The following is a 21,102-nucleotide window of genomic DNA, read 5'->3' as shown; positions in this document are numbered from 1 at the left end:
TACTTACGATTTGCTTTTCTTAAAGCTTGAATTACCTTTTTATCACCATACTCAAACTATCTAAAGAGCAATCTATCACGCTATTTTAATGTGAAATCGACACTCTCTTAGAAAAGCCTTCTATTAAAATCTGAACTACTAGGAGTAAACTTTGTAAAATTATAAAGATAACGCTATGAAAATTCCATTTGTTATCATTTTTATATTTTATCATGAATCGAATAGAAAGAATTGAATTTTTTATGATTTCTCTAATTTTGTATTTTCAAGGTGGATTTTTTATCGAAAATTTACTTTTTAATGAGATTGCTATCATATTTTATATGAATTCTAGAAACTTTCGGTATTATTTACACAAAATATATTAGGTGATCAAGATCGTATACAACGAAAGACAAAGAAAAAAGGCCTGACAAATGCCAGCACCTACCTAGATGATTCTACTTTATGAATAACATGTTAATAAATGCAATATCCTATATCTATTACACTTACTTTGGTATTTTAATTGTAAATTGAATATATTCTTCAAATTCCTCTTCTTCGGTGTTTAATTTCACACCACTATCCTCAACCATTGATAGCGATTGACGAATTGTATTCATGGCAATTCTAGTATCTCGGCTAAATGCTTTGCGCTTTGGTTTAGGTTTTACATTATGTTTCTCAAGGAGTTTTACAACTTTCTCTTCAGTCTGTTTGACATTTAGTTGTTTTTCAATCACTTCTTGAGCAACTTTCATTTGAAGCTCAGGATCTTTCAAGGGAATAAGAGCACGAGCGTGTCGTTCTGTCATTTCCTTATTTAATAAAGCCTCTTGAACTGCCTCTGGCAATTTTAATAAACGAAGCTTATTTGCAATTGTGGATTGCCCTTTTCCTAACCTTTGTGCGAGTGCTTCTTGTGTTAAATTATGTAGCTCAAGAAGTTTTGCATATGCGACAGCTTCTTCAATTGAGGATAGCTCTTCTCTTTGTAAATTCTCAATTAAAGCTACACTCGCGGTCTCTGTATCATTGAAATCCTTTACAATTGCAGGTATGAACTCCCAACCTAATGTTTGAACAGCTCGCCAACGTCTTTCTCCTGCAATAAGTTCAAATTTCCCATCTATTTCACGGACGACAATAGGTTGAATAATTCCATGAGTTCGTATTGTTAACGCTAACTCTTCTATCTTTTCATTTGAAAATACTGTACGAGGTTGAAAGCGGTTTGGGACAATGTCTTTCACAATGATTTGCTTTACCTCTTCTTTATTTTCTTCTACTATAGGTTCTTCTTCAACATCTTGAACAATCACATGTTCAGTTTGTTCAGTTTGTTCTGCTTCTTCTTTTTCACCCAAACCGAAAAAGCGGGAAAATGGATGCTTCATAAGCCTACACCACCTTTAAAAATGACCATTATTAGTATTCTAGTTTTCTATCATTTTCTCCTGCAATCTATCATAAACTTAAGTAAATGTTTCACATGAAACATTTACTTAAGTGGAAGCTTATTAGGTGTACCGGGTTTTCTCGGATATTTTTTCGGTGTGTTTTTTTGTTTTTCTACAATGAAAATGGTACGTTCACTATTTTCAATTGGAAGTTCAAAAGAATGTGTTTGTTGAAGCTTTCCCCCAAGAACTTGAAGAGCTTTCTTTCCAGATTCCAATTCATCCTGTGCTGCTGCACCTTTCATGGCAATAAAGAATCCATCCTTTTTTACTAACGGTAAACACAGCTCACTTAACACAGATAGCCTAGCCACTGCTCGAGCAGTTACTAAATCATACGATTCGCGGAATTCACTAGTTTGTCCAAATGTTTCGGCGCGATCATGATGTAAGTGCACATTTTCTAAACCAAGCTGCTTTGTAAGCTCAGTTAAAAATGTAATTCTTTTTTGAAGAGAATCAACAATTGACACCTTTAATTCTGGGAAACATATTTTTATAGGGATACTAGGAAAACCAGCACCAGCACCCACATCACATAATGAATAAGATTTTGAAAAATCAAAGTAAAAAGCTGCTGAAATAGAATCATAAAAATGCTTTAAGTACACTTCTTTTTCATCTGTAATAGAAGTTAAATTCATTTTCTCGTTCCATTCTACTAGCAAGCGATAGTATAAATCAAACTGATCCATTTGTTTAGGAGAAAGGGAAATCCCCTTCTCCGCTAAACTTGATTGAAATAATGCAATATCCATAGTCAAAACCTTTCGTTATTGATTAGATACTCGAGCGATTTTTCCTTGCTCAAGATAGACTAACAAGATCGATATATCTGCTGGATTTACACCTGAAATACGTGATGCCTGTGCAACAGAAAGAGGTCTTACTTCTTTTAATTTTTGACGGGCTTCCGTAGCTAATCCATTAATATCATCGTAATCAATGTTTTCAGGTACCTTTTTATTTTCCATCTTCTTTAATTTATCGACTTGCTGTAGAGATTTTTCAATATAGCCTTCATACTTAATTTGAATTTCTACCTGCTCCGCTACATCCCCATTCACTTCACCTTCAGCTGGTGCAAGTTGTTGGATATGCTTGTAAACCATTTCTGGTCGTTTTAATAAATCACTAGCACGAATTCCATCTTTTAACTCACTTCCACCTACAGAGAGAATTAAGCTTTGTGTTGTTTCGTTTGGCTTAATAATAATAGAAGCTAGGCGCTCTTTTTCTTTTTCAATTGCCTCTTTTTTCTCAAGGAAATCGGCATATCTTTCCTCTGAAATTAATCCAATTTTATGTCCAATATCAGTAAGACGTAAATCTGCATTATCATGGCGAAGTAACAAACGATATTCAGCACGAGAGGTTAATAAGCGATATGGCTCACTTGTACCTTTTGTGACTAAATCATCAATTAGAACACCAATATAAGCATCCGAACGGCTTAAAATAACCTCTTCTTTACCGAGAGCTTTTTGAGCAGCGTTTATTCCTGCCATTAACCCTTGTCCTGCTGCCTCTTCATAGCCTGACGTTCCGTTAATTTGACCCGCTGTATATAAAGAATGAATCTTTTTTGTTTCAAGTGTTGGCCATAATTGAGTTGGTACAATCGCATCATACTCAATGGCATAACCAGCTCTCATCATTTGTGCTTTTTCTAGCCCCGGAATCGTTCTTAGCATTCTTTGTTGAACATCCTCTGGTAAGCTTGTTGATAAGCCTTGTACGTATACTTCTTGAGTATTGCGGCCCTCAGGCTCTAAGAATATTTGGTGACGCGGCTTATCATTGAATCGGACAACCTTATCTTCAATAGATGGACAATAACGTGGACCTGTCCCTTTAATCATTCCTGAATACATTGGGGAACGGTGAAGGTTCTCATCAATAATTTGATGGGTCTCGGTACTTGTATAGGTTAACCAGCAAGGTAATTGATCCGTAATATATTTTGTTGTCTCGTATGAGAATGCACGTGGTACCTCATCCCCTGGTTGAATCTCTGTTTTTGTGTAGTCTATAGTATGACTGTTAACACGTGGAGGAGTACCTGTTTTAAATCTAACTAGGTCTAAACCTAATTCTTGTAAGTGTTCAGACAGCTTGATTGATGGCTGTTGATTATTAGGACCACTAGAATATTTAAGATCTCCTAAAATAATTTCTCCTCTTAAAAACGTACCTGTTGTTAAAACAACGGCTTTCGCAGAAAATTCCGCTCCTGTTTGGGTAACAACACCTTTACAAACTCCATCTTCAATGATTAACCGATCAACCATTCCTTGTAATAACGTAAGATTACGTTCATTTTCCATTGTTTTTTTCATTTCATGCTGATAGGCAAACTTATCTGCTTGTGCACGAAGGGCTCTGACAGCGGGCCCTTTCCCTGTATTTAGCATTCTCATTTGGATATGAGTTTTGTCGATATTTTTACCCATTTCTCCACCTAAGGCATCGATTTCTCGAACAACGATCCCTTTTGCGGGTCCACCAACAGAAGGATTACATGGCATAAATGCAACCATGTCTAAGTTAATCGTGATGACTAATGTTTTTGCTCCCATTCTTGCAGACGCTAATGCGGATTCGACTCCAGCATGACCAGCTCCTACAACAATGACATCATAGTCTCCTGCTTGATATGACATTTTTTACCCTCCTTTTAAAATAACCTTCTGATTTATTTACCTAAACAAAATTGTGAAAATAACTGATCAATTAGACTTTCATGTACGGCATCACCGATAATTTCTCCAAGTTGTTCCCAGCAACGTGTTAAGTCAATTTGAACAATATCAATTGGGACACCTGTTTCAACTCCAATAAGTGCATCTTCAATTGATGATTTTGCAGCTGTTAACAAAGCGATATGCCTTGAATTTGATACGTACGTTAAATCACCACTTTGAACGTTTCCTTGGAAAAATAATGTGCTAATAGCTTCTTCAAGAGCATCTATTCCTTGTTCTTCTAGTAAAGAAGTCGTTACAACAGGTCGGTCCCCAGCAAGCTCTTTTACTTTTTCAAGATTTATTTGCTGATGCAAATCCGTTTTATTTACTATAACGATTACGTCCATTCCCTTTACTGCTTCAAATAATTTTACATCTTCATTTGAAAGCTCTTCATTATAATTTAAAACAAGCAAGATGAGGTCCGCCTCTTTTAATACTTGTCGTGATTTTTCTACTCCGATTCGTTCAACAATATCCTCTGTTTCACGAATTCCAGCCGTATCAACTAAACGAAGTGGTACTCCTCGCACATTGACATACTCCTCGATCACATCACGAGTAGTCCCTGGAATATCTGTCACAATTGCCTTATTCTCATGCACTAAGCTATTTAGTAAAGAGGATTTCCCTACATTCGGTCTTCCAATAATGACTGTTGAGAGCCCTTCTCTTAGTATTTTTCCTTGTTGAGATGTTTGTAATAGTTTATTAATTTCCGCTTTCACAAAGGTGGCTTTTTCAATTAGCATTTGATGCGTCATTTCTTCAACGTCGTCGTACTCTGGATAATCGATATTTACTTCAACATGAGCCAATGTTTCCAGTATTTCCTGTCTAAGCTTTTGAACAAGTTTGGATAACTTTCCTTCCATTTGTCCTAAAGCAACATTCATTGCGCGATCGGTTTTAGCTCGTATTAAATCCATGACCGCTTCTGCTTGTGATAAATCAATACGCCCATTTAAAAACGCTCGTTTTGTAAACTCTCCTGGCTCTGCTAATCGGGCACCATTTTGAACACAAAGCTGCAGTACTTTATTCACCGTAACTAATCCACCATGGCAATTGATTTCGACAACATTCTCTCTAGTGAAGGTTCTTGGTCCTCTCATAATTGAGACCATTACTTCTTCCACAATTTTATCTGTTGCTGGATCTATAATATGTCCGTAATGGATCGTATGGGAGTCAACATCTGATAGACGCTTATTAGTAGGAGCTTTAAATAGTTTATCCGCAATTTGAATTGCTTCTTCCCCACTTAACCTTACGATGGCAATAGCTCCTTCTCCTAATGGCGTCGATATCGCCGTAATTGTATCCAACTCCATCTTTACGATCACCTCTTCTTTCTTTCATCATTATCTATTTCATCTAGCTGCTTTCCTATTATACAAAGATAGATCGTTCAAATTATTTTCACGATTTATTAGAGCTACATCCTCTTTATTATAAGTTCTACTCTTTATTGACATATTTAAAATAACTTGACCAAAACTTAAAGATAGCATAATTCGATTTCTTTAGAAAGCAAAATCATTTATCTTTTATCCACAATGTTATTTTTTCTTTTCTACACATACCTATTTTAACTTATCCACATGTTAATAACAATATTTCACACCTCACACTTATCCCCAAACCTTTCAGATGGAAAATTACTCTCTGTTTAAATGAATTCAATTCGTAAAAGATAGTTAGAGGGAGAGTGATTTCACTTGAGTGTAGATTCTGTAAAACATGAAATTTTTACAGTGATGAGCCTCGATAAACTTTCGGAATATGAAAGAGTACGAAAGCTGGATAAACTACTCAATAGAAAGAAGCACTTTCACTGTCCGAATACTCATAAGTGCTTACAGGAAATAAAAGTGGAGCTTAAATCGTATATTCACAATGATGAATATGAGTTTGGAGAATTACAGGAGAAAATCGGCCAAATTTTGATATGAGGTCCTAAAAAGGACCTCTAAATTTTTAAATAGACACTCGTAAGAAGATGAAATTTTTTATAGAGCGTGGATGAAAAGAGTTCAGTTTGACAATTTTTTATTGAGTTCTCTACAATTTCTTCTAATACTTCCTCTTCTTGCAAGGTTAATTGACTAATAAATTCGTCCATTGAACCAATATCAACTTTTTGTTTAATCGCTTGTAATGTTTCTTCATTTGTAATAGAGGAACTTACTTTAACGTTATTCAACTCATTTTTAATGATCTCCATTGTTTGTTGTTCCATATGTCCCCTCATTTCATCCATACTCTGCTTATTTTTTGCTAAAGAATCGTAAATATGTAAGACTCCGTTAACAATTTTCAATAGAAAAAAGGATGACCCAATGAGTCATCCTTTTTCCTTAAGCGCCACAACTAAATGTCTTTTAGGTTCTTCTCCAACTGAATAAGTGGAGATGTGACGATATTTAGCCAAAGCAGCATGGATAATTTTTCTTTCGTGTGAAGGCATTGGCTCTAGAGATACATTTGAATGTGTACGTTGTACTTGTAACGCAACTTTTTCAGCTAACTGGTTAAGCGCTTCTTTTCTTCGCTCACGATAATTTTCAACATCAATATAGATCTGTATGTAATGATCTGCATACCGATTAGCGACTAATTGCGTTAAATATTGAAGAGAATTTAAGGTTTGTCCTCTTTTTCCGATCAACATGGCCATATTATCACCAGTTATTTGAAATGTAGCTGTTTTACCCGTTTTTTTAACCGTTACATTAGCCTTAATCCCCATCTTTTCCATGACTTCTTTTATATAAGCTTCTGCTTCCTTAATAGGATCCGGCTTGATGGTCACGATAACTTGTGCAGGCTTTTTCCCAATAATTCCAAGAAACCCTTTACTACCTTCATCTACTACTTTTATTTCTACTTCTGCTTTAGTTGCTTGTAATTGGTTAAGTGCATGCTCTACTGCTTCCTCGACATTACGTCCATTAGCAGTTACTTTCATCACTTTTTACTTCCTCCGTCTTTTGCAGCCGCTTTTAATTCAGGACCTTTGACAAAGTAAGTTTGAATAATCATAAATAAGTTACCTACAACCCAGTATAGTGATAGTGCTGCTGGGAAGGAAATCGCGAACACAATGATCATTATTGGCATAATCCAAAGCATCATTGCCATCTGCGGATTTTGATTAGCTGTACCTGCCATCATCATTTTTTGTTGAATAAATGTCGTCGCTCCAGCTACAAGTGGAAGTATGAAATACGGATCTCTTTCACCTAAATCAAACCATAGGAATGTGTGCTCTGCAATTGCTTCAGTTCTCATAATCGCATGATAGAAACCAATTAAAATTGGCATTTGAATAATTAATGGAAAACATCCTGCAAGTGGATTCACACCATGCTTCTGGAACAATGCCATTGTTTCCTGTTGAAGCTTTTGTTGTGTTTGTTGATCTTTTGAACTATATTTCTCACGTAATTTTTGCATTTCTGGTTGGATCGCTTGCATCGCTTTTGAACTTTTCGTTTGCTTAATCATCAATGGTAGTATGGCTAAGCGAATGATAATCGTAACAAAAACAATGGCAATACCGTAATTATCACCTGTAATTTCAGCAAAGTATGTAATTAATTGTGATAATGGATAAACAATATACGAATTCCAGAATCCTTCACTTTCAGATGTAATCGGTATATTTACCTCAGTACAACCTGTTAATAAGGTTAATACACTTATTAACCCCGCTATTAAAAGTATGCGCCTCTTCAAACCTTTTTTCCTCCTAACAAAAAATAGATACTCGTGTGTATACTTACGTTAAAAGATAGAAAAAGTTCCACATAGTCATAATCATATCATTTTTATGAAAGAATTTCTTTTATATAAACAAGTTTTCGCTCGGATCGTTTCAACAAATTTCAACAGTTATTTTCGCTGATATAGTTTACCTTTTCTAAGAAGATGCTGTATGCTTCCTTTTACTTCATGATAATTCATTTCTGCTGCTGGCTTTCTCGCAATCATAATGAATTCCTTACCCGTAATAAGCTTATCTTTCTCTTCTAGAAATACTTGTCGAATTAACCGCTTTACTTTGTTTCTAGTCACAGCGTTTCCAATCTTCTTACTAACAGATAATCCGATCCGAAATTCCTTCTCAGTAGAATTATCCATTATATAAAGGACAAATTGTCGATTAGCAATTGATTTTCCTTGTTTGAATATTTTTTGAAAATCTTTATTTTTTTTAACTCTATATTTTCTTCTCATTCGTTTCACTCCGGTACGTTCTGTCTATAACCAAAAACAGAATGGTCCCCATCATTATGTCTGATCTCCTTACGGTTTAAACAGTTCGTTTTCACATATGTTATAAACGTTGTTTATCTATGGATTTCTACTATGTATGAGTAGTACGAACATAATGTTTTAAGTCCTTCATGTGAAAAAAAAGACCACTGATGCGTCAGTGGCCTATGCTGATAATACTTTTCTTCCTCTGCGACGACGGCGAGCAAGAACTTTACGTCCATTAGCTGTGCTCATGCGACTACGGAAACCATGAACTTTACTACGTTTACGTTTATTTGGTTGATAAGTACGTTTCATATATGACACCTCCCTGAGGAATAACAGTTAAAGACAGTCTTACTAATTATAGTAACCTACCCTACCAATTGTCAACCTCTGAAAAGATTTTCTCTTCTCTTCCTGTTGATTTCCGTCATAAACCTTTGCTTTATCTAGGAAAATTTAGGTTTCTTCTTCATTTGTCTGATTCATCAACGTTTTAATTTCTCTCCTGGAATTTTTCAGGATAAGCTAAAAAAGTTCTATATAGATGGCTCTAGTCACTTTCATTGTTAATATCTTAAGATTGTCTTTAAATATAGGCAAATCGTTTCTAACGATCACACCTTTCCCCTTACCTTCCCACAATCATCTAACTTTATATCGCCTTACCTCTTCTTTCACTAATTTTCTTATTACTAATTTTTATTTAATTTCCTTCACCTCTCCTTTTTCGTTTAACTGATCCTGTCTTTAAAACAGAACCACGTCTTCCCCACCCCAGTAAATTCTTTCGTGATCATCCTCATCATAAATCCTTACACGTACCATCATTACTTTTTAGTTTTCATTTATAAAAATATTATCCCACCATGAGTTTCTTCCCTTATACAAAAAGCATTAACTTAGCTTGTGGATAATTTTTCGACACTCTTCTTCACTATCCACACTAGTTATCGACAAGTTTTTCACAATCCCTACCGTTGTGGACAAAACCTTTCAACAATTGCTTAATTGTGTGGATAAGTTTGTAAAAACCATTGCAACTCTAGTTTTATTCTGATATTATATTTATGTTTTCACTCTTTATATTCACTCATACCATTTTCTTTATCCACAGACTGTGGATAAGATGTGGAAAGATTATAAACAGCTTGTGTAAATTGTTGTCCACATGTCGTGAGTTTTGTCGAAAAGACGTTTTTCTACTATATTATATATTTATACACATTTTATTCGTTTTGTATGTTTATACATGGATATTCGTAACTTGTACATTACTTGTACAACTAGGAAGGGATGCTTTTGTAAAGGAGGGACAAACCACCTAATGGAGAATATATCCGAACTTTGGAGTAAAGCTTTAGCAGAAATTGAAAAGAAAATTAGTAAGCCTAGTTTTGAAACGTGGCTCAAATCTACTAAAGCACATGGCATTCAAGGTGATACTCTGACAATCACTGCTCCTAATGAATTTGCAAGGGACTGGCTAGAATCCCGTTATCTCCACCTAATTGCAGATAGTATCTATCAATTAACAGGTGAAGAATTTGCTATTAAATTCATTATTCCGCAGAATCAGTCGGACGATGACTTTGTTCCCAACTCTCCGATTAAGCAAATGAATAAGTCAGATGATGAACAGCCTGAATTACCGCAAAATATGCTTAATCCTAAATATACATTTGATACGTTTGTTATAGGTTCAGGGAATCGCTTTGCTCATGCTGCGTCACTTGCTGTTGCTGAAGCACCAGCCAAAGCATATAACCCGTTATTTATTTATGGGGGCGTAGGATTAGGTAAGACCCACTTAATGCATGCAATTGGACATTATGTAATTGATCATAATCCATCTGCAAAAGTTGTTTATCTTTCATCAGAAAAATTCACGAACGAATTTATTAACTCCATTCGAGACAATAAAGCCGTTGATTTTAGGAATAAATATAGAAGTGTTGATGTACTACTAATTGATGATATTCAATTTTTAGCGGGAAAAGAACAAACACAAGAAGAATTTTTCCATACGTTTAATACTTTGCATGAAGAAAGTAAGCAAATTGTTATCTCCAGTGATCGACCACCTAAAGAAATTCCAACACTAGAAGACAGACTTCGTTCTCGATTTGAATGGGGTTTAATTACAGACATTACTCCACCAGATTTAGAAACAAGAATCGCCATTTTACGTAAAAAGGCAAAAGCTGAAGGTCTGGATATTCCAAATGAAGTGATGCTGTACATTGCCAATCAAATAGATTCCAATATTCGCGAATTAGAAGGTGCACTCATTCGTGTTGTTGCCTATTCTTCTCTTATAAATAAAGACATTAATGCCGATTTAGCAGCAGAGGCTTTAAAAGATATTATTCCAAATTCTAAGCCCAAGATTATTTCTATCAGTGATATTCAACGAATAGTCGGACAAGAATATCAGGTGAAATTAGAAGATTTCAAAGCGAAGAAACGTACAAAATCTGTTGCTTTTCCTAGACAGATTGCCATGTATTTATCTAGAGAGCTAACAGATTCTTCTTTACCTAAGATTGGGGAAGAGTTTGGAGGTCGTGATCATACAACTGTCATTCATGCTCACGAGAAAATTTCTAAAATGCTTCAAACTGATGAGCAATTACAAAAACAATTAAAAGAAATTACGGGTCTCTTAAAAGGTTCGTGAATTAGTGATCTGGGATAATGTGAATAACTTGAGCTACTATATACACAGTCTGTCCACATGTGGATAGGCTGTGTTTCCTTTCGTTTAACACGGTTATCCACATTTCCACAGGCCCTACTAGTACTTCTACTATATTTTTTAAAAATAAATAATATAACTAGTTCTTAAAAAAGTATGTTGAGAATCGTATTTTTCGATTATATTCAAGAGGAGGAAATGACTCATGAAATTTATCATTCAACGAGATTATCTAGTTCAAAGTGTACAAGATGTAATGAAGGCAGTTTCTTCAAGAACTACAGTACCGATCTTAACAGGAATAAAGATCGTTGCTCATACTGAAGGAGTGACTTTAACAGGAAGTGATTCAGATATCTCAATTGAATCGTTTATTCCAGCTGAGGAAAATGAAAAAGAGATTGTTGAAATACACCAAACAGGTAGTGTTGTTTTACAAGCCAAATTCTTTAGTGAAATAGTGAAAAAACTCCCAAAAGAAATTGTTGAAATTGAAGTAGGAAATCATTATTCAACGGTTATTCGCTCTGGAAAAGCCGAATTTAATTTAAACGGACAAGATGCAGAAGAATATCCGCACCTACCGCAAATTGAAGAAGAAAACATATATAAAATGCCTACAGACCTTATTAAAGCAATGATTCGTCAAACTGTTTTTGCTGTTTCTACATCAGAAACTAGACCAATTTTAACAGGAGTGAACTGGAAGCTAGAAAATGGTGAATTGGTTTGTATTGCAACGGATAGTCACCGTTTAGCTCTAAGAAAAGCACCAATCCACTCTCATCAAAACGGTTCCTATAATGTTGTAATTCCAGGAAAAAGCTTAAGTGAATTAAGTAAAATTCTAGATGATACGAACGAGCCTGTTGAAATTGTTTTTACAGAAAGCCAAGTACTTTTTAAAGCGAAAAATCTATTATTTTTCTCTAGATTATTAGATGGAAATTACCCTGATACATCTCGCTTAATTCCTGCAGATAGTAAAACAAATTTAACTCTTAATTCAAAGGATTTCTTACAAGCTATTGATCGTGCATCCTTATTAGCAAAAGAAGCACGAAACAATGTTGTTAAATTATCAACACTTACAAACAGTATGATTGAGATTTCGTCTAATTCTCCTGAAATTGGAAAAGTAAGTGAAGAAATTCAAGCAGAGGAAGTTGAAGGAGAAGAATTAAAGATTTCATTTAGCGCAAAATACGTAATGGATGCTTTAAAAGCGCTTGAAGGTACGGAAATTAATGTGAACTTTACAGGTGCTATGAGACCATTTGTTATTCGTACAACAACTGATGATTCTATGCTTCAGCTAATTTTACCTGTTAGAACCTACTAATTTTCCAACAAGATACGCTACTAAATGGCTGACTATTGTCAGTCATTTTTTTGCCTTTCATAGGATTTAACCGTTTTAGTAAAGGCCTTCAAACGTCGTTGATTTCCTTGACGTTCCTCTTCTCTCTCTAGTGAAACGAGTTAATTTCCAATTTTGTGACAAACTAGCATGAAATCAACCAACAAGAGGTATGGGTCTGATTACCTATCTGTCTTTTTTGTGTTTTTCTGGAGTGGACAATATAAGTTGAACTTCATTGAGGTGTACTTTAGGAATGTTTTTTAGTAAAATATAAAGTTAGAGACTACTGAAGAAAGGTGGTTCGTTATGGTAAAACCAGTAATCATAGATACGGAATTTATTACTCTTGGGCAATTTTTAAAACTAGCAGATGTTATTCAATCTGGCGGTATGGCGAAATGGTTTTTGTCAGAGTATGAGATTTTTGTTAATAATGAACCCGAAAACCGTAGAGGGAAGAAACTAAGAAACGGTGACCTCGTATATATTCCTGATTTCGGCACGTATATTGTGAAAAACTAAGGCTCTTTTCTTGGATTTTGTTGCTATTCAATATAAGTTTTTTTATAAGATATAGTCATCATTCGAACGAAATACACTGGTAGACAAGAAACAAGTGACTCTCCCTATTATTCAGAGAGAAAAAACCTTGTACCTAGGGAAAGTCCAACACTTGGGATTTTTCCATAAGTAACAAACTATATGAAAACAGCCAAAACTAAAGTTGGTGTGCAAAATTTGTTTATTAAAGAGCTGACATTAAAAAATTATCGTAATTATGAAGATCTAACGGTTCAGTTTGAAAATAAAGTAAATGTGATACTCGGAGAGAATGCTCAAGGAAAAACCAATGTGATGGAATCAATCTATGTTTTAGCCATGGCGAAATCACATCGAACGTCAAACGATAAAGAACTTATCTATTGGGATAAAGAATATGCTAAAATAGAGGGTAGTGTTGAAAAATACAATCGTTCAACTTCTCTGCAATTGGTTATCTCAAAAAAAGGTAAAAAAGCGAAATTGAACCATATTGAGCAAGAGAGGCTAAGCCAGTATGTTGGTGGAATGAATGTTATTATGTTTGCTCCCGAGGATCTAAGCTTAGTTAAGGGTAGTCCACAAATACGAAGGAGATTTATTGACATGGAGATTGGTCAGGTTTCAGCGGTGTATCTCCATGATTTGAGCCGTTATCAAAAAATTATGCAGCAGAGAAATCATTACTTAAAGCTTTTGCAAACTCGTAAGCAAACGGACCAAACGATGCTTGATGTGCTTACAGCTCAGTTAAGTGAAGCTGCAGGCAAAATTATTTTGAAACGACTACAGTTCATTTCCGAATTACAAAAGTGGGCTCAACCTATACATACTGGGATTAGTAGAGGGCTAGAAACATTAACCATAAAATATAAACCATCGCTTGATGTATCAGAAGATGATGATTTGTCGAAAATGATAAGAGCCTTTGAGGAGAAGTTTGCTAAAATAAGAGAAAAGGAAATTGATCGAGGTGCCACGTTAGCGGGACCACATCGTGATGACTTACTCTTTTTTGTAAACAACCACGATGTTCAAACATACGGATCACAAGGACAGCAAAGAACGACTGCTTTGTCGTTAAAATTAGCTGAAATTGATTTAATACATAATGAGATTGGTGAATATCCTATTCTTTTACTAGATGATGTACTTTCTGAACTAGACGATTATAGGCAATCTCATTTATTGAATACGATTCAAGGAAAAGTTCAAACCTTTGTAACTACAACAAGTGTTGAAGGTATTGATCATCAAACATTAAGAGAAGCGGCGACATTTCATGTAAAAGCTGGGGAGCTTTCAGACGATAATAGAGGTGATTGATTTGTATATTCATTTAGGAGACAATTTCGTCGTTCCTTCAAAAGAAGTGGTTATGATTTTAGATCGTCAATCTTCACTCGACTCACCTATTGTAGATGAGTTTTTTACGAAGCAACAAGATAGAATTGTTGAGTTATCAAATGGTGATACGAAATCAATTATTGTAACAAATGATAAAATTTATTTTTCCCCTTTATCGTCAGGGACGTTAAAAAAACGAGCAAATATTGCAATTGATATAAATTTGTAAGTAGAAAAGAAAAAATGAACAATCTGGCACCTAACCCTAAATGGCAGCAAGTAAGCGTAGTGGTATAATAGGTGCTTCTGTTAGTGATTAAAAGTGAAAGCTTTAAGAAAAGTGTAGGTGAATCAGTATGACGATGGAAGAGAATCAAGTCCAGCAACAATCATATGATGAAAATCAGATACAGGTTCTAGAAGGTCTCGAAGCGGTACGTAAACGACCAGGGATGTATATTGGATCTACAAGTGCAAAAGGTCTTCACCATTTAGTATGGGAAATCGTTGATAACAGTATTGACGAGGCGCTGGCAGGGTTTTGTACTGAAATTAATGTCACGATTGAAGAAGATAACAGTATTACAGTAAAAGATAACGGTCGAGGAATTCCAGTAGGAATCCATGAGAAAATGGGTCGACCAGCAGTAGAAGTAATCATGACGGTTCTGCATGCTGGTGGTAAGTTTGGAGGCGGAGGATATAAAGTATCCGGTGGTCTTCACGGAGTAGGTGCATCTGTTGTTAATGCTTTATCTACTGAACTAAATGTTACGGTTCACCGTGAAGGTAAGGTCCATTATCAAAAGTTCCAAAAGGGAGTACCTGCAGCTGATTTAGAAGTAATCGGTGAAACAGATGTAACAGGAACAATCACCCACTTCAAGCCTGATGAAGAGATCTTCAAAGAAACAACTGAATATGATTATGATACTCTTGCTAATCGTATCCGTGAACTTGCCTTTCTTAATCGCGGCTTAAAAATAACGATTGAAGATAAACGAGAAAGTGATCGTAAGAATGAATACTATTACGAAGGTGGAATTAAATCTTACGTTGAACATTTAAATCGGACTCGTGAAGTCATTCATGATGAGCCGGTTTACATTGAAGGTGAGAAAGATGGTATTACATCTGAAATTGCCATTCAATACAACGATAGCTTTACGAGTAATATCTATTCCTTCGCAAATAATATTCACACATATGAAGGTGGGACACATGAAGCTGGTTTTAAATCTGCCTTAACTCGTGTTATAAACGATTACGCTCGTAAGAATAAGATTTTCAAAGATAATGATGATAATTTGTCTGGTGAAGATGTCCGAGAAGGAATGACAGCGATCATCTCAATTAAACATCCTGATCCACAATTTGAAGGTCAAACAAAAACGAAGTTAGGTAACTCTGAGGTTCGTACAGTAACAGATTCTGTTTTCTCAGAAGCATTTGATAAATTTTTACTAGAAAATCCTACGACTGCAAGAAAGATTGTAGATAAAGGCTTAATGGCTGCAAGAGCTCGTATGGCAGCTAAAAAAGCACGTGAATTAACTAGAAGAAAAAGTGCTTTGGAAATCTCAAATCTACCAGGTAAACTAGCAGATTGTTCATCAAAGGATCCAACTATTAGTGAAATTTATGTAGTTGAGGGTGACTCTGCAGGTGGGTCAGCGAAGCAAGGGAGAGACCGTCATTTCCAAGCTATCCTTCCGTTAAGAGGTAAAATTATTAATGTGGAGAAAGCACGTTTAGATAAAATTCTTTCAAATAACGAGATTAGAGCAATTATTACTGCTTTAGGAACTGGGATTGGTGAGGATTTTGATCTCTCTAAAGCACGTTATCATAAAGTGGTTATTATGACTGATGCTGATGTTGATGGTGCGCATATACGTACTTTACTTCTAACGTTCTTCTATCGCTACATGAGAGAAATTGTAGAACAAGGCTATATCTATATTGCACAACCGCCATTATATAAAATTCAGCAAGGAAAACGCGTTGAATATGCTTATAATGATAAACAACTTGAAACGATACTAGCAGAGTTGCCAGCTCAGCCAAAAGCCGGTATCCAACGCTATAAAGGTCTGGGAGAGATGAACCCAGATCAGCTTTGGGAAACAACGATGAACCCAGAAACAAGAACGTTGCTTCAAGTAACTCTTGAAGATGCAATTGATGCTGATGAAACATTTGATACGCTAATGGGTGATAAAGTAGAGCCTCGAAGAAACTTTATTGAAGAAAATGCCCAATACGTTAAAAATTTAGATATTTAATTGCAGGACTAAAGAAAGGAACACCTCATTTCGGTGAGGTGTTTTTTTACTAGTAGCTATCCATGTGTTGTAGCATCTAATGTTTCGTGAAAATAAGATGGATAGAATGGTTTTCAAGGGTACTTGAGCATCTAAGAATTAGATGTGTAAACTGGTGTGAATATTGCTATAATGAAGAGTGGACAAACAAAAACAAACATATTCAATTGGGCAGGAATTCTTGCAAGTACATCTATCATTTACCTCTCCCAATTTAAACGAAAGGATCTGTTTGAGCTCTATTCATTGATCAATAACAGAACCACATATTGAAAAGGAATAAGGGAGGTTATCATACAATGTCAGAAAATCAACATTCACATGTAATTGGACGTAATATCAGCAATGAAATGCGTGAATCTTTTTTAGGCTATGCCATGAGTGTTATCGTATCACGTGCTTTACCTGATGTACGTGATGGCTTAAAGCCGGTACATCGTCGAATTCTTTACGCTATGAATGATTTAGGTATGACTTCGGATAAGCCATTTAAGAAATCTGCTCGTATCGTTGGTGAAGTTATCGGTAAGTATCACCCACATGGTGATTCTGCCGTTTATGAAACAATGGTACGAATGGCGCAAAATTTTAATTTCCGTTATATGCTAGTTGACGGTCATGGGAATTTTGGGTCTGTAGATGGAGATTCTGCTGCTGCGATGCGTTATACAGAAGCTCGTATGTCCAAAATATCGATGGAACTTATACGTGATATTAACAAGGACACGATCGACTATCAAGATAACTATGATGGCTCAGAGAGAGAGCCTGTCGTACTTCCTGCTAGATTTCCAAATCTATTAGTGAATGGTGCTACAGGAATTGCAGTTGGAATGGCTACAAACATCGCCCCTCATCAACTAGGAGAGGTAATTGACGGAGTGTTGGCACTTAGTAAGGATCCAGAAATCACAATTCCAGAGCTTATGGATATCATTCCTGGACCAGACTTTCCAACTGCAGGTCAAATCATTGGGCGTAGCGGGATACGAAAAGCGTATGAAACAGGACGTGGCTCTATTACACTACGAGCAAAGGTAGAAATTGAGGAAAAGGCTTCTGGTAAACAAGTTATTATCGTGAAGGAAATTCCTTACCAAGTAAATAAAGCGAAATTAGTAGAAAAGATTGCGGAGTTAGTTCGCGATAAAAAAATTGAGGGAATTACCGACTTACGTGACGAATCAGACCGTAATGGTATGAGAGTTGTTATTGAGGTTCGTAAGGATGCGAATGCAAATGTTCTTCTTAATAATTTGTACAAGCAAACAGCTCTTCAAACAAGCTTTGGGATTAATATGCTAGCTTTAGTTGACGGACACCCGAAAGTCCTTAACTTAAAACAGATGCTTTATCATTATTTAGAGCATCAAAAGGTAGTAATCAAAAGAAGAACAGCATTCGAACTAAGAAAAGCGGAAGCACGTGCTCACATCCTTGAAGGGTTACGTATAGCGCTTGATCACTTAGATGCTGTCATCACCCTTATCCGTAACTCGCAAACAACAGAGATTGCTCGTAATGGATTAATGGAGCAATTCTCGTTAAGCGAAAAGCAAGCACAAGCCATTCTAGATATGAGACTTCAACGATTAACAGGTTTAGAAAGAGAAAAAATTGAAGAAGAATATCAATCTCTAGTGAAGCTTATAGCTGAATTAAAAGCTATTTTAGCAGATGAAGAAAAGGTACTTGAAATTATTCGTGAAGAGCTGCTTGAAATCAAAGAGCGTTTCAACGATGAGCGACGAACAGAAATAGTTGCGGGTGGCCTTGAAAATATAGAAGATGAAGATCTAATTCCTGTTGAAAATATTGTGATCACGTTAACTCATAATGGATATATTAAACGTTTGCCACTTTCTACTTATCGTACTCAAAAAAGAGGTGGACGTGGTATTCAAGGAATGGGAACGAATGATGATGACTTTGTACAACAGTTGTTAACGACATCTACTCACGATACGATTCTTTTCTTTACAAACAAAGGAAAAGTGTACCGTGCGAAAGGATATGAGATTCCGGAATATAGTCGTACAGCAAAAGGACTTCCGATTATCAACCTCCTTAGTGTTGAAAAAGGCGAATGGGTCAACGCTATTATTCCTGTTTCAGAATTTGTTGATGACTGGTTCCTATTCTTTACAACGAAAGAAGGAATTTCGAAACGTTCCCCACTTTCTCAGTTTGCTAATATCCGTAATAATGGCTTAATTGCTGTAAGCTTACGTGAGGGCGATGAACTAATATCAGTTAAACTAACTGATGGATCAAAGGATATTATAATTGGGACGAAAAAGGGTATGTTAATCCGTTTCCCTGAAACGGATGTACGTTCAATGGGGCGAACTGCTACAGGAGTAAAAGGAATTTCCTTAGATGAAGATGACGATGTAGTGGGCATGGAAATTTTAGAAGATGATGTTGATGTTTTAATTGTCACAAGTAATGGATACGGAAAACGAACTCCTGCGAGTGAATATCGAATCCAAAGCCGTGGTGGTAAAGGATTAAAAACATGTAATATCACGGATAAGAATGGTCCTGTTGTTTCTGTAAAAGCTGCAACAGGTGAAGAAGATTTAATGCTTATTACAGCGAGCGGTATTATCATCAGAATGGATGCTAAAACCATTTCTACAATGGGACGTAATACACAAGGTGTGAAACTCATTAGATTAGATGAAAATGTATTGGTATCAACTGTAGCTCTTGTGGACAAAGAAGAAGATGAAGATGTTGATTCACAAGAAGGAGATTTAGACGTTAATGTAGAAGAAGCAGATGTACTTACAGCTCCTGACGTTGAGATAGAAGCAGATGAAATAAGTAAAGAAGATAATGTAGAAGAAGAATAAGAAGTGTGGTAGCTGGATTAGGACTCAATTCAGATAAATAAATGAAAAACCCGAACTGGTGTGATACTCTACATTAGAGTTTCCATGCTGAGTCGGGTTTTTTCTTATCTCTTATGTACCGAATAATTCATTTAAAAAGATAACCAAGAGGTCCTAATTTAGTTATAATAGGAAAAGGAGGGATTACTTTGAAGATTCAAATCAATCAATTACAAAAGGGTAGTGTAATCTCAAAAAACGTATTCTCTGCAACAAACAAACCATTAGTATACAAAGATACGAATGTTACAGAGGAAATTATCGAAGCATTAAGGGCTTTTTTAGTTAGTGAAGTGGAGATTGAGAATCATTATGATTCAAAAAATCAAACGCAACATGCTGTTTTAAATGCCAGTGAAAAAGTAGATGAGGTACTAACAAGTAAAAGTGATTTTTATCAATTATATATAGATGCCGTACAATCGTATAAATCTATCTATTTAGGGTGGCAGGCTGGTTCACCTGTTAATATCGGTAAAGTAAGACAGATTATTATTCCACTCATTGGAGAATTACAGAAAAACGAGGATGAGATCCTAAAGCTCTATCATTATTGCAAAGAAGAAGAGTATATTTACCACCACTCCATTTCCGTTGCATTATTAAGTGCCCTCCTTGCTAAAAAGCTAGGATATCAGCAAGGAGAAGTGAACCAAATCAGCCTTACTGGACTATTATGTGATTGTGGAATGTCTAAAGTTACACCAGCAATCATTGTCAAGAAAGTAACGTTAACGGAAACAGAGTATAAAGAAATTAAACAGCACCCTGTGCATAGTTATAATATGTTAAAGAATATTATGTCTATTAAAGATGGAGTCAAGCTAGGAGTGCTTCAACATCATGAGCGTTTAGATGGTAGTGGTTATCCTTTAAATGTTGCCAGTGATCAGCTTCATCCATACAGCAAAATTGTTGCTTTAGCTGACACGTATCAAGCTATGGTATCTGTGAGACCATTCCGTAGGAAGCAATCTCCATACAAGGTATTCGAACAAATTGTTCAAGACGACTTTGGTAAATTCGATTTACAAGTCATTCAAGCTTTAAAGCAGGCTATTGTAAAACTATCTGTGGGATCTAGAGTAAGATTATCTAATGGACTGGAAGCGGAAATTTTATATGTGGATGAAAATTATCCAACAAGACCGATTGTAAAATATCTAAACACATCCACTATGTTGCTATTAAAAGATAATAATGAGCTATATATTGAAGAACTTTTATAATCTATTTATGAAAAAGATAAGAGGAATGGTAGTCTAATTTGTATTAAGGCTAAAGTATAAACATGGCTATTTCATGAGAAATTAAAAATCAAAAAAAAATGCTCTGATTTTGTTGACTCTTAGTAAATAAGCTGATATACTCTTAAAAGTCAGCCAAACAGAGCAAATGATTGATTAAAAAACTTTTTAAAAAAGTCATTGACTCACTAAGTTGATATATGTTATATTTAAGAGGTCGCTTTCGGGTGA

The 21,102-nt window shown here is 35.5% G+C and carries 17 protein-coding genes; 8 read left to right on the top strand and 9 right to left on the bottom strand.

From position 1 onward, the window contains the following. Positions 1 to 491: 491 nt before the first annotated feature. The 9 genes from noc to rpmH form a co-directional block, all read right to left on the bottom strand. Entirely contained in the window at positions 492 to 1,379 is an 888-nt protein-coding gene (gene noc / locus A9C19_RS20380) for a nucleoid occlusion protein (RefSeq protein ID WP_072581573.1), read from the bottom strand. A gap of 104 nt (positions 1,380 to 1,483) precedes the next feature. Continuing rightward, a complete protein-coding gene (gene rsmG, locus A9C19_RS20375) occupies positions 1,484 to 2,200 on the bottom strand; it encodes a 16S rRNA (guanine(527)-N(7))-methyltransferase RsmG (protein WP_072581572.1) in 717 nt (238 codons plus the stop codon). 15 nt (positions 2,201 to 2,215) lie between these two features. Then, a complete protein-coding gene (mnmG, locus tag A9C19_RS20370) occupies positions 2,216 to 4,105 on the bottom strand; it encodes a tRNA uridine-5-carboxymethylaminomethyl(34) synthesis enzyme MnmG (RefSeq protein ID WP_072581571.1) in 1,890 nt (629 codons plus the stop codon). Between the two features lie 32 nt (positions 4,106 to 4,137). Then, positions 4,138 to 5,517 (bottom strand): tRNA uridine-5-carboxymethylaminomethyl(34) synthesis GTPase MnmE, encoded by a 1,380-nt coding sequence (gene mnmE / locus A9C19_RS20365; RefSeq protein ID WP_199445841.1) that lies wholly within the window; start codon positions 5,515 to 5,517, stop codon positions 4,138 to 4,140. Between the two features lie 644 nt (positions 5,518 to 6,161). Beyond that, positions 6,162 to 6,431 (bottom strand): hypothetical protein, encoded by a 270-nt coding sequence (locus tag A9C19_RS20355; protein ID WP_145925822.1) that lies wholly within the window; start codon positions 6,429 to 6,431, stop codon positions 6,162 to 6,164. Positions 6,432 to 6,536: 105 nt separating this feature from the next. Beyond that, entirely contained in the window at positions 6,537 to 7,160 is a 624-nt protein-coding gene (gene jag / locus A9C19_RS20350; RefSeq protein ID WP_338022856.1) for an RNA-binding cell elongation regulator Jag/EloR, read from the bottom strand. Then, positions 7,160 to 7,930, bottom strand: coding sequence for a YidC family membrane integrase SpoIIIJ (gene spoIIIJ, locus A9C19_RS20345; protein WP_072581566.1), 771 nt, complete (start codon positions 7,928 to 7,930; stop codon positions 7,160 to 7,162). Before spoIIIJ ends, jag begins: the two co-directional genes overlap by 1 nt. A gap of 156 nt (positions 7,931 to 8,086) precedes the next feature. After that, entirely contained in the window at positions 8,087 to 8,431 is a 345-nt protein-coding gene (gene rnpA, locus A9C19_RS20340) for a ribonuclease P protein component (RefSeq protein ID WP_072581565.1), read from the bottom strand. A 204-nt stretch (positions 8,432 to 8,635) separates the two neighbouring features. Next, entirely contained in the window at positions 8,636 to 8,770 is a 135-nt protein-coding gene (rpmH, locus tag A9C19_RS20335; protein WP_026561635.1) for a 50S ribosomal protein L34, read from the bottom strand. A gap of 1,012 nt (positions 8,771 to 9,782) precedes the next feature. On the opposite strand from rpmH, the gene dnaA reads away from it, so the two are divergent. The 8 genes from dnaA to A9C19_RS20295 all read left to right on the top strand — a co-directional run bounded on the left by dnaA (position 9,783) and on the right by A9C19_RS20295 (position 20,853). Next, positions 9,783 to 11,135, top strand: a complete 1,353-nt coding sequence (gene dnaA, locus A9C19_RS20330; RefSeq protein ID WP_072581564.1) for a chromosomal replication initiator protein DnaA — start codon at positions 9,783 to 9,785, stop codon at positions 11,133 to 11,135. 223 nt (positions 11,136 to 11,358) lie between these two features. Further along, a complete protein-coding gene (gene dnaN / locus A9C19_RS20325) occupies positions 11,359 to 12,495 on the top strand; it encodes a DNA polymerase III subunit beta (protein WP_072581563.1) in 1,137 nt (378 codons plus the stop codon). A gap of 327 nt (positions 12,496 to 12,822) precedes the next feature. Then, positions 12,823 to 13,038: a S4 domain-containing protein YaaA gene (yaaA, locus tag A9C19_RS20320; RefSeq protein WP_072581562.1), complete on the top strand. Its 216-nt coding sequence runs from the start codon at positions 12,823 to 12,825 to the stop codon at positions 13,036 to 13,038. A gap of 180 nt (positions 13,039 to 13,218) precedes the next feature. Beyond that, positions 13,219 to 14,382, top strand: a complete 1,164-nt coding sequence (gene recF / locus A9C19_RS20315) for a DNA replication/repair protein RecF (protein ID WP_420835803.1) — start codon at positions 13,219 to 13,221, stop codon at positions 14,380 to 14,382. Position 14,383: 1 nt separating this feature from the next. Beyond that, positions 14,384 to 14,632: an extracellular matrix regulator RemB gene (gene remB / locus A9C19_RS20310; RefSeq protein ID WP_072581561.1), complete on the top strand. Its 249-nt coding sequence runs from the start codon at positions 14,384 to 14,386 to the stop codon at positions 14,630 to 14,632. 133 nt (positions 14,633 to 14,765) lie between these two features. Further along, complete coding sequence (gene gyrB / locus A9C19_RS20305) at positions 14,766 to 16,688, top strand: DNA topoisomerase (ATP-hydrolyzing) subunit B (protein WP_072581966.1); 1,923 nt, start codon at positions 14,766 to 14,768, stop codon at positions 16,686 to 16,688. A 338-nt stretch (positions 16,689 to 17,026) separates the two neighbouring features. Next, positions 17,027 to 19,585, top strand: coding sequence for a DNA gyrase subunit A (gene gyrA, locus A9C19_RS20300; protein ID WP_072581560.1), 2,559 nt, complete (start codon positions 17,027 to 17,029; stop codon positions 19,583 to 19,585). A gap of 188 nt (positions 19,586 to 19,773) precedes the next feature. Further along, positions 19,774 to 20,853 (top strand): HD-GYP domain-containing protein, encoded by a 1,080-nt coding sequence (locus A9C19_RS20295; protein WP_158515121.1) that lies wholly within the window; start codon positions 19,774 to 19,776, stop codon positions 20,851 to 20,853. Positions 20,854 to 21,102 lie beyond the last annotated feature (249 nt).

The organism is Bacillus weihaiensis, assembly GCF_001889165.1.
In the GTDB taxonomy this organism is placed as follows: Bacteria; Bacillota; Bacilli; order Bacillales; family Bacillaceae; genus Metabacillus; species Metabacillus weihaiensis.
This window is presented reverse-complemented; position numbering and strand designations above follow the sequence as displayed.

Excerpts from the sequence above, each read along its gene's own strand:
- noc (WP_072581573.1), bottom strand. The coding sequence starts at position 1,379 with ATGAAGCATCCATTTTCCCGCTTTTTCGGTTTGGGTGAAAAAGAAGAA.
- rsmG (WP_072581572.1), bottom strand. The coding sequence starts at position 2,200 with ATGGATATTGCATTATTTCAATCAAGTTTAGCGGAGAAGGGGATTTCC.
- mnmG (WP_072581571.1), bottom strand. The coding sequence starts at position 4,105 with ATGTCATATCAAGCAGGAGACTATGATGTCATTGTTGTAGGAGCTGGT.
- A9C19_RS20355 (WP_145925822.1), bottom strand. The coding sequence starts at position 6,431 with ATGGAACAACAAACAATGGAGATCATTAAAAATGAGTTGAATAACGTT.
- jag (WP_338022856.1), bottom strand. The coding sequence starts at position 7,160 with ATGAAAGTAACTGCTAATGGACGTAATGTCGAGGAAGCAGTAGAGCAT.
- rnpA (WP_072581565.1), bottom strand. The coding sequence starts at position 8,431 with ATGAGAAGAAAATATAGAGTTAAAAAAAATAAAGATTTTCAAAAAATA.
- rpmH (WP_026561635.1), bottom strand. The coding sequence starts at position 8,770 with ATGAAACGTACTTATCAACCAAATAAACGTAAACGTAGTAAAGTTCAT.
- dnaA (WP_072581564.1), top strand. The coding sequence starts at position 9,783 with ATGGAGAATATATCCGAACTTTGGAGTAAAGCTTTAGCAGAAATTGAA.
- dnaN (WP_072581563.1), top strand. The coding sequence starts at position 11,359 with ATGAAATTTATCATTCAACGAGATTATCTAGTTCAAAGTGTACAAGAT.
- yaaA (WP_072581562.1), top strand. The coding sequence starts at position 12,823 with ATGGTAAAACCAGTAATCATAGATACGGAATTTATTACTCTTGGGCAA.
- recF (WP_420835803.1), top strand. The coding sequence starts at position 13,219 with ATGAAAACAGCCAAAACTAAAGTTGGTGTGCAAAATTTGTTTATTAAA.
- gyrB (WP_072581966.1), top strand. The coding sequence starts at position 14,766 with ATGGAAGAGAATCAAGTCCAGCAACAATCATATGATGAAAATCAGATA.
- gyrA (WP_072581560.1), top strand. The coding sequence starts at position 17,027 with ATGTCAGAAAATCAACATTCACATGTAATTGGACGTAATATCAGCAAT.